The following is an 8,052-nucleotide window of genomic DNA, read 5'->3' on the forward strand; positions in this document are numbered from 1 at the left end:
CGGTCGTGGCCACACCAGGAGAGAGCACCGTGGACTGCGACCTGGCGGTGGTCGGCGCCGGTCCCAGCGGGCTGTTCGCGACCTACTACGCCGGTTTCCGCGGGATGCGGGTCGCGCTCGTCGACTCGCTGCCCGAGCTCGGTGGCCAGATCACCGCGATGTACCCGGAGAAGGCGATCCTCGACGTCGCCGGCTTCCCGGACGTCAAGGGCCGCGACCTGGTCGAGGGCCTGGTGACCCAGGCACTGACGGCGAAGCCGGAACAGCTCCTCGGCCGCACGGCCACCGACCTGGTCACCGACGACGAGGGCCTGACGCTCACGCTCGACGACGGCACCGCCGTGCGCGCGAAGGCGATGGTCATCACCGCCGGCATCGGCAAGTTCAGTCCCCGCCCGCTCCCGGCCGCCGAGGGCTGGATCGGCCGCGGCGTGGAGTTCTTCGTGCCCGGCTTCGAGCCCTACCGCGACCAGGACGTGGTCATCGTCGGTGGCGGCGACAGTGCCTTCGATTGGGCGATCCACCTCGAGCCGATCGCGCGCTCGGTCACCCTCGTCCACCGCCGCGACGCCTTCCGTGCCCACCAGCGCACCGTCGACCAGGTCCTGGCGTCCTCGGTCGAGGTCGTGACCAAGGCCGAGGTGGCTGCGCTGCGCGACGTCGACGGCGGTACGACGGGCCCGCTCGCCGAGCTCGAGCTGGTCGTCGACGGCGAGTCCCGCATCCTTCCCGCGACGGCTGTGGTCGCCGCGCTCGGCTTCGTCGCGGACCTCGGACCGCTCCAGCAGTGGGGCCTCGAGACGCACCGTCGCCACGTGGTCGTCGACTCCTCGATGCGCACCTCGCTGCCGCGGGTGTTCGCGGCCGGCGACATCACCGAGTACGCCGGCAAGGTCCGGCTGATCGCGGTCGGCTTCGGCGAGGCCGCGACCGCCGTCAACAACGCCGCGGTCGTGATCGACCCGACCGCCCACGTGTTCCCCGGACACTCCTCGGAAGGAAGCTAGGCAGATGAGCTCTGGACGCGACAAGGTCAAGCTGAGCGACGAGGAGGTCGAGGCGCTGCTCGGCGAGAACCTCAAGGTGCAGGTGGCGGCCAACGGCCGTGACGGCTTCCCGCACCTGACCACGCTGTTCTACGTCGTGCGCGACGGGAAGGTCGCGTTCTGGACCTACGGCCGCAGCCAGAAGATCCTCAACCTCGACCGCGACCCCCGGGTCACCGCGCTCGTCGAGGACGGCACCGACTACTTCGAGCTCCGCGGCGTCTCCATCGAGGGACGCGCCGAGGTCGTGCGCGATCCCGAGACCATCTTCGAGATCGGCTCGGCCGTCGCGACCCGGATGGTCGGGGCCGACTCGTTCGAGGCGCTCGGGGAGTTCGGCATGCAGGCCGTGCAGAAGCAGGCGACCAAGCGGGTGGGCGTGATCATCCACCCCGAGCGGGTCGCGTCCTGGGACCACCGGAAGATGACCTGATGGTCGTCGAGGAGGTCGCGCAGCGACCGTCTCGAGACGTGGCGAGACAAAAGGAGAACCAACGATGAAGATCAAGGTCGACTTCGACCTGTGCGAGTCCAACGGCCTGTGCGAGGCGATGGCTCCCGAGGTGTTCGAGCTGGACGACGACGACTTCCTCCAGCTGCACACCGAGCACACCACCGACGAGAACGTCGAGAACGTCAAGCGCGCCGTCGCGGCCTGCCCGCGCGCCGCCATCACCCTCGTGGAGGACGACGCGTGACCAGCACCACCAGCACCAGCCTCGACGGCAAGGTCGCCGTCGTCACCGGCGCCGGCGCCGGCCTCGGCCGCGCCGAGGCCGTCGCCCTGGCCCGCGCCGGTGCCCGGGTCGTCATCAACGACCTGCCGGGCGCCGGGGACGAGGCCGCGGAGGAGATCCGCGCGTTCGGCGGCGAGGCGGTCGTCGTACCCGGCGACGTGAGCCAGCGCCAGACGGCCGACGCCATGGTGGCGGCCGCCGTCGAGCAGCTCGGCGGCCTCGACATCGTCGTCAACAACGCCGGCATGACCCGCGACAAGATGCTCTTCAACCTCGGCGACGACGAGTGGGACGCGGTCATCGCGGTCCACCTGCGCGGCCACTTCCTGCTCTCGCGCAACGCCGCTGCCTACTGGCGCGGCAAGGCCAAGGAGAGCGAGTCGGGCACCGTCTACGGCAGCATCGTCAACACCGCCTCCGAGGCCTTCCTCGGCGGCTCGCCGGGCCAGGCCAACTACGCCGCCGCCAAGGCCGGCATCGCAGCACTGACCCTGTCGAGCGCCCGCGGCCTGTCCCGCATCGGCGTGCGCGCCAACGCGATCTGTCCCCGCGCCCGCACCGCGATGACTGCCGACGTCTTCGGCGAGGACCAGTCCGGCAAGGCGGTCGACCCGTACTCGCCCGAGCACGTCGCACCCGTCGTCGCCTACCTCGCCTCGCCGGCCGCCGAGCGGATCACCGGCCAGGTCATGGTCGTGTACGGCGGCATGGTGGCCGTCGTGGCCGCGCCGGTCGTGGAGGAGCGCTTCGACGCCTCCGGCGACCTGTGGACCGCCGACGACCTCGACAAGCAGCTCGGCGGCTTCTTCGCCGGCCGCGACCCGCACGTCGGCTTCGCCGCCGACTCGATCATGAAGCTGACGGTGTGAGCATGGCTGACTCGAACGGACGCCTCGAAGGCAAGATCGCGATCGTCACCGGCGGCGCGATGGGCCAGGGTGCCGAGATCGCCCGCGCGTACGTCGCCGAGGGCGCGAAGGTCGTCATCGCCGATGTCGCCAAGGAGCAGGGCCAGGCGCTGGCCGACGAGCTCGGGGACAACGCCCACTTCGTGCACCACGACGTCAGCGACGCCGCCTCCTGGGCGAGCCTCGTCGAGGACGCCAACAGCCGCTTCGGTGCGGTCGACGTGCTTGCCAACAACGCCGGCATCCTGCGCTTCGGCGACATCGAGCGGATGCCCGCCGAGGAGGTCGAGCTGCTCTGGCGGGTCAACCAGCTCGGCGTCTTCCTCGGGATGCAGGCGGTCAGCCGCACCATGCGCAAGAACGGCGGCGGCTCGATCATCAACGCCTCGTCGGTCGAGGGCCTGGCCGGCATGCCGTCGTGCACGGCGTACGCCGCCACCAAGTGGGCGATCCGCGGCATGACCAAGTGCGCGGCGATGGAGCTCGGCCCCAAGGGGATCCGGGTCAACTCCGTGCACCCCGGCATGATCGACACCCCGATGACGCGGGTGCACGGCGGTGACGCCGCGATGGAGTACGGCGCCAGCAAGGTGCCGCTGCGCCGCGTCGGCACGCCCGAGGACATCGCGCCGGTCTACGTCTTCCTCGCCAGCGACGAGTCGTCGTACATCAACGGTGCGGAGATCGCGGTCGACGGTGGCGTGACCTCGACCCACGCGTTCGGGGCCTGACGGCCCCGAACGGGGTCGTCAGTCGCGGAGGATGAGGTGAACGGCCTTCTCCATGTGCGTCGCGGTCTCCGCGGCCGTGGAGCGGCCGGTCACCCACGCCACCAGGGCGGAGAGCCACACGTCACCGATGACGCGCGCGATGGCGACGTCCTCGTCGGTGAGGGCGTCCTCGGCGGGCACCCCGCCGTGCATCGCGTGCGTGACGATCGAGGTCATCGCCATGCCGACCACGTGGATCTCGTTGGTCACGCTGCTGTCGGCGAACATGAAGGCGCGGGTCAGCGCCTCGGTGAGCTTCGGGTCGCCCTGCATGCCGCGGGCCATCCGCTTGAGCACGTAGAGCACGCGCTCGGCCTGGGTGTCGCCGGGGATGTCGCGCTCGTTGAGGCGCGCCGAGGCGTCCTCGAACTGGCGGCCCAGGGCGGAGACCAGCAGGTGGATCTTGGACGGGAAGTAGCGGTACAGCGTGCCGAGGGCCACGTCGGCCTGCTCGGCGACCGCGCGCATCTGCACGGCGTCGAAGCCGCCGGACTTGGCCAGCTCGTAGGTCGCGTCGAGGATTCGCTTGCGGCGCTCCCGCTGCGCGGCCGATCCGAGGTCCTCGGACGTGGACGGGTTCGCGATGCTCACGGAAAGTCCCCCTGCGGTGGTGTGACAAGACGGGTCATTGTGGACCCAGTCGATAGGCTACCGGCAGGTAGCGCATAAAGTGGAACACGTTCCACTACGTTTTTGTTTCGGCCCAGCTCCCCGGGAGCTCGACAAGGGGAGATGTACCTGATGCGAATCGCAATGCTGTCCTACCGCAGCAAGCCGCACGTGGGCGGGCAGGGGATCTACATCCGCCGCCTCACCAGGGAGCTGGTCGCGCTCGGCCACACCGTCGAGGTGTTCTCCGGCCAGCCGTACCCGGAGCTCGACGAGGGGGTCGCCCTCACCAAGGTGCCGAGCCTCGACCTCTACCGACCCGGCGACGAGTTCCGCAACCCGCGCCCGAGCGAGTTCCGCGACCTGGTCGACGTCGAGGAGTGGCTGACCATGCGCAGCGGCGCGTTCCCCGAGCCGCTCACCTTCAGCAAGCGCGTGGTGAAGCTGCTCAAGGGGCGTCGTGACGACTTCGACATCGTCTTCGACAACCAGACGCTGGCCACCCCGCTGCTCGGCATCGAGGACCTCGGCCTGCCCCTGGCGACCACGATCCACCACCCGATCACGATGGACCGCCGCATCGAGCTCGCGTCCGCGGTCTGGGCCAAGCGCAAGCACGGCTCGCGGTGGCGCTTCGAGCTGCCGAAGATCGGCGTGTGGCGCTGGTACTCGTTCCTGAACGAGCAGAAGCGCACCGCCCCGCGGCTGCGCCGGGTCATCGTGCCGTCCGAGTCGTCCAAGCGCGACGTCGTGCGCGAGTTCAAGGTCGCCCCGGAACGGATCGACACGATCCTGCTCGGCGTCGACGACCGCTTCGTGCCGCCCACCGAGCCCCGCGTGCCCGGCCGCATCCTCGCGATGGCCAGCGCCGACGCGCCGCTCAAGGGCATCTCCGTGCTGCTCGAGGCCTTCGCCAAGCTCGTCGTCGAGCGCGACCTCGAGCTGGTGCTGGTCACCAAGCCCAAGGAGGGCGGGGTCACCGAGAAGCTCATCGACAAGCTGGGCATCGCCGAGCGTGTCTCCTTCGCCAACGGCCTCACCGACGACGAGCTCGTCGGGCTGATGGGCTCGGCCGAGCTGGCCTGCGTGCCGTCCCTCTACGAGGGCTTCTCGCTCCCGACCGCCGAGCTGATGGCGTGCGAGACGCCGCTGGTCGTCTCGCGGGCCGGAGCCATCCCCGAGGTCGTCGGTCCCGACGGCCTGTGCGCCGACGTCGTCGAGCCCGGCGACGTCGGTCAGCTGACCACTGCTCTCGCAGCGCTCCTCGACGACCCGGCCCGCCGGGCCGAGATGGGGGCCGCCGGCCGCCGTCGGGTCAAGGAGCTCTTCAGCTGGAAAGCCGTCGCGGCGAGCACCGCCGACGTGCTGAACGACGTGATCGCCGAGTACAAGGCCGAGAAGAAGGCCTGAGGAGAGACAGACATGCTGACCGTTGACTTCGACCGCCTGGGCCTGCAGGCCGGTGACCGCGTCCTCGACATGGGTGCCGGTGCCGGTCGCCACAGCTTCGAGATGTACCGCCGCGGCGCCGACGTGATCGCGTTCGACCTCGACGCCGAGGAGCTCGAGGGCGTCCGCAACCTGTTCGTCGCGATGAAGGAGGCCGGTGAGGTGCCCGAGGGCGCCGAGGCCGACGTCAAGCAGGGCGACGCGCTCGCGCTGCCCTTCGCCGACGGCGAGTTCGACCGGATCGTGTGCTCCGAGGTGCTCGAGCACATCCACGACGACGTCGCCGCGATCCGCGAGCTGATCCGGGTGCTCCGCCCCGGCGGCACCCTCGCGGTGACCGTGCCCCGCTGGCTGCCGGAGGTCATCAACTGGCGCCTCTCGGCCGACTACCACAACGCCGAGGGCGGCCACATCCGGATCTACACCGACCACGAGCTGGTCGACAAGGTCACCAAGGGCGGCCGCTTCAACGACGGCACCCCCGGCGAGGCGATGGAGTTCGAGGGCAAGAGCTACACCCACGGCCTGCACGCGCCGTACTGGTGGATCAAGTGCGCCGTCGGTGTCGAGAACGACAGCCACCCGCTCGCCAAGGCGTACCACAAGCTGCTGGTCTGGGAGATCATGAAGCAGCCCAAGACGCTCCAGCTCGCCGGGAAGGTCCTCGACCCGATGATCGGCAAGAGCATGGTGCTGTACTTCCGGAAGCCCGACGCCGCATGACGCGGGACACCACGCCCGAGGTGCCGCTGAGCCGCCTGCCGTACGTCGAGGGCGTGCTCTCGGCCCAGCAGGTGGCCGACACCGCGGCGGCGATCGCGGCGATGCAGGAGCCGTGGGGCGCCGTACCGTGGACCAGCGGCGAGCACGTCGACATCTGGAACCACGTCGAGGCCGCCATGGCGATGCTCGTCGGCGGGCAGGTCGAGGCCGCCGAGCGCGCCTACGCCTGGATCCCGACGATGCAGCGCGCCGACGGCTCCTGGCCGATGAAGATCGTGGGCGGCGTCGCGGACGACGAGCGCGGTGAGGTCAACATGTCGGCGTACTTCGCCGTCGGCCTGTGGCACCACTGGCTGGTGCGCCGCGACATCCGCTTCGTCGAGCGCTACTGGCCCTCGGTCCGTGCCGGACTCGACTTCGTGGTCTCCCTGCAGGACCCGTTCGGCGGCATCCGGTGGACACCCGAGGACGACTTCTGCCTGCTGACCGGCAGCTCCAGCATCTACCACTCGCTGCGCGCCGGCGTCGCGCTCGCCGACCTGATGGACGACCCGCAGCCCGAGTGGGAGCTCGCCGGCGGCCGCCTGGGCCACGCCCTGCGCACCCACCCGGACCGGTTCGCCGACAAGTCGACGTACTCGATGGACTGGTACTACCCGGTCCTCGGCGGCGCCGTCCGCGGTGACGCGGCCCGCGAGCTGCTCGCCCGGCGCTGGGACGACTTCGTCGTCCCCGGCCTCGGCATCCACTGCGTCGACACCAACCCGTGGGTGACGGGCGCCGAGACCTGCGAGCTGGCCATGGCCCTCGACGTCCTCGGTGACCCGGACTCCACCAAGCGCGCCCTCGCGCTGCTCACCGACATGCAGCACCTGCGTGAGGACGACGGTCGCTACTGGACCGGTTGGGTGTACGCCGACCCGACCCGCCCGGCGCCCGACGACGAGCCGCGCGACGTGCACTGGCCGCACGAGCACACGACGTACACCGCCGCTGCGGTGGTGCTCGCCGTCGACGCGCTGGGGGAGACCTACGGCCACGCCACCCCGGGCTCGGGGATCATGCGCGGCACCTCGCTCGCCCCGCACTTCGACGAGATCGCGCTGGAGTGCGACTGCTCCTCGGCCTCGGTTCGCTGACGCGCTGATCCGCCTCTTGGCTCATGAGCGCCCGCGGCGGATCATGCCGCGTTGTCGCGCCGCCCGCCGTTTCTGGACGGAGGAGCGAGCGAGGAACGAGCGAGCGAGGGGAGGAAGAAACGGCGTTGGCAGGCGGCGCGACATGCGCGAGACGCTTCTATGGTTGTCAAGCAGCCAACGGCACGTCGTGTCCGGGTTCCGCGGGGTTCGCGTTGACGTGCAGGGTCCGGAACAGCTGGCGGGCGATGTAGCGCTTGAGGCAGCGACGGATCCGGGCCTTGCTGAGCCCCTCGCTGGTGCGGCGTTCGACATAGACGATGGTGGCCGGGTCGTAACGCATCCGGGTCCGCGCGATCGAGTGCAACGCCCGGTTCAGCTGCCGATCACCACCACGGTTCAGGCGATGCTCGCTGCGGTTGCCCGAGGACACCTCGATCGGAGCCACCCCGCCGATCTTGGCCAGGGCGGCCTCATTGTGGACCCGCCCGTCGTGCGACCACACCGACAACACGATCGCGGCGTTGAACGGCCCCAGCCCACACAACTCGAGCAGGACCGGCGCGTGCGCGGTCACGACCTGCTCAAGCTGCTTCTCGTTGCCTGCCAGCTCGACCCGCAGCTGAAGGAACCGGGTCGCCAACCGGACCGCTTCGGCCCGCGCCACCGACAGC

General features: G+C 70.3%; 10 protein-coding genes. 8 read left to right on the plus strand and 2 right to left on the minus strand.

Features of this window, described 5'->3' with window-relative positions:
- Nucleotides 1-5: 5 nt before the first annotated feature.
- The 5 genes from ACZYRU_RS11290 to ACZYRU_RS11310 all read left to right on the plus strand — a co-directional run bounded on the left by ACZYRU_RS11290 (nucleotide 6) and on the right by ACZYRU_RS11310 (nucleotide 3,422).
- Nucleotides 6-1,007 carry an NAD(P)/FAD-dependent oxidoreductase gene (locus ACZYRU_RS11290; protein WP_488957176.1) on the plus strand — a complete coding sequence of 334 codons (1,002 nt, stop codon included), beginning with the start codon at nucleotides 6-8 and terminating at the stop codon, nucleotides 1,005-1,007.
- Nucleotides 1,008-1,011: 4 nt separating this feature from the next.
- Nucleotides 1,012-1,479 (plus strand): pyridoxamine 5'-phosphate oxidase family protein, encoded by a 468-nt coding sequence (locus ACZYRU_RS11295; protein WP_488957177.1) that lies wholly within the window; start codon nucleotides 1,012-1,014, stop codon nucleotides 1,477-1,479.
- Between the two features lie 64 nt (nucleotides 1,480-1,543).
- On the plus strand, nucleotides 1,544-1,744 hold the full coding sequence (locus ACZYRU_RS11300) for a ferredoxin (protein ID WP_488957178.1): 201 nt from the start codon (nucleotides 1,544-1,546) through the stop codon (nucleotides 1,742-1,744).
- The gene (locus tag ACZYRU_RS11305; protein ID WP_488957179.1) at nucleotides 1,741-2,652 is read left to right on the plus strand and encodes a 3-oxoacyl-ACP reductase; all 912 of its coding nucleotides are present in this window, start codon (nucleotides 1,741-1,743) and stop codon (nucleotides 2,650-2,652) included. Before ACZYRU_RS11300 ends, ACZYRU_RS11305 begins: the two co-directional genes overlap by 4 nt.
- Before the next feature lie 2 nt (nucleotides 2,653-2,654).
- Entirely contained in the window at nucleotides 2,655-3,422 is a 768-nt protein-coding gene (locus ACZYRU_RS11310; protein ID WP_488957180.1) for a glucose 1-dehydrogenase, read from the plus strand.
- Nucleotides 3,423-3,440: 18 nt separating this feature from the next.
- Here the strand turns inward: ACZYRU_RS11310 and ACZYRU_RS11315 are convergent, their stop codons facing one another.
- Nucleotides 3,441-4,052: a TetR family transcriptional regulator gene (locus tag ACZYRU_RS11315; protein ID WP_273516320.1), complete on the minus strand. Its 612-nt coding sequence runs from the start codon at nucleotides 4,050-4,052 to the stop codon at nucleotides 3,441-3,443.
- Between the two features lie 150 nt (nucleotides 4,053-4,202).
- Here ACZYRU_RS11315 and ACZYRU_RS11320 point away from each other — a divergent pair, with 150 nt between their 5' ends.
- Genes ACZYRU_RS11320 through ACZYRU_RS11330 form a run of 3 tightly spaced genes read left to right on the plus strand, consistent with a single transcriptional unit; the run spans nucleotide 4,203 to nucleotide 7,381 of the window.
- Entirely contained in the window at nucleotides 4,203-5,480 is a 1,278-nt protein-coding gene (locus ACZYRU_RS11320) for a glycosyltransferase family 4 protein (RefSeq protein ID WP_488957181.1), read from the plus strand.
- Between the two features lie 12 nt (nucleotides 5,481-5,492).
- Complete coding sequence (locus ACZYRU_RS11325; protein WP_488957182.1) at nucleotides 5,493-6,242, plus strand: class I SAM-dependent methyltransferase; 750 nt, start codon at nucleotides 5,493-5,495, stop codon at nucleotides 6,240-6,242.
- Nucleotides 6,239-7,381, plus strand: a complete 1,143-nt coding sequence (locus ACZYRU_RS11330; RefSeq protein WP_488957183.1) for a prenyltransferase — start codon at nucleotides 6,239-6,241, stop codon at nucleotides 7,379-7,381. The genes ACZYRU_RS11325 and ACZYRU_RS11330 overlap by 4 nt, the downstream gene beginning before the upstream one ends.
- Nucleotides 7,382-7,547: 166 nt before the next feature.
- Here the strand turns inward: ACZYRU_RS11330 and ACZYRU_RS11335 are convergent.
- A partial coding sequence (locus ACZYRU_RS11335) for a transposase (protein WP_488957184.1) occupies nucleotides 7,548-8,052 on the minus strand: 505 nt, incomplete at its 5' end.

The sequence above is a fragment of the Nocardioides sp. F233 genome (assembly GCF_057813895.1).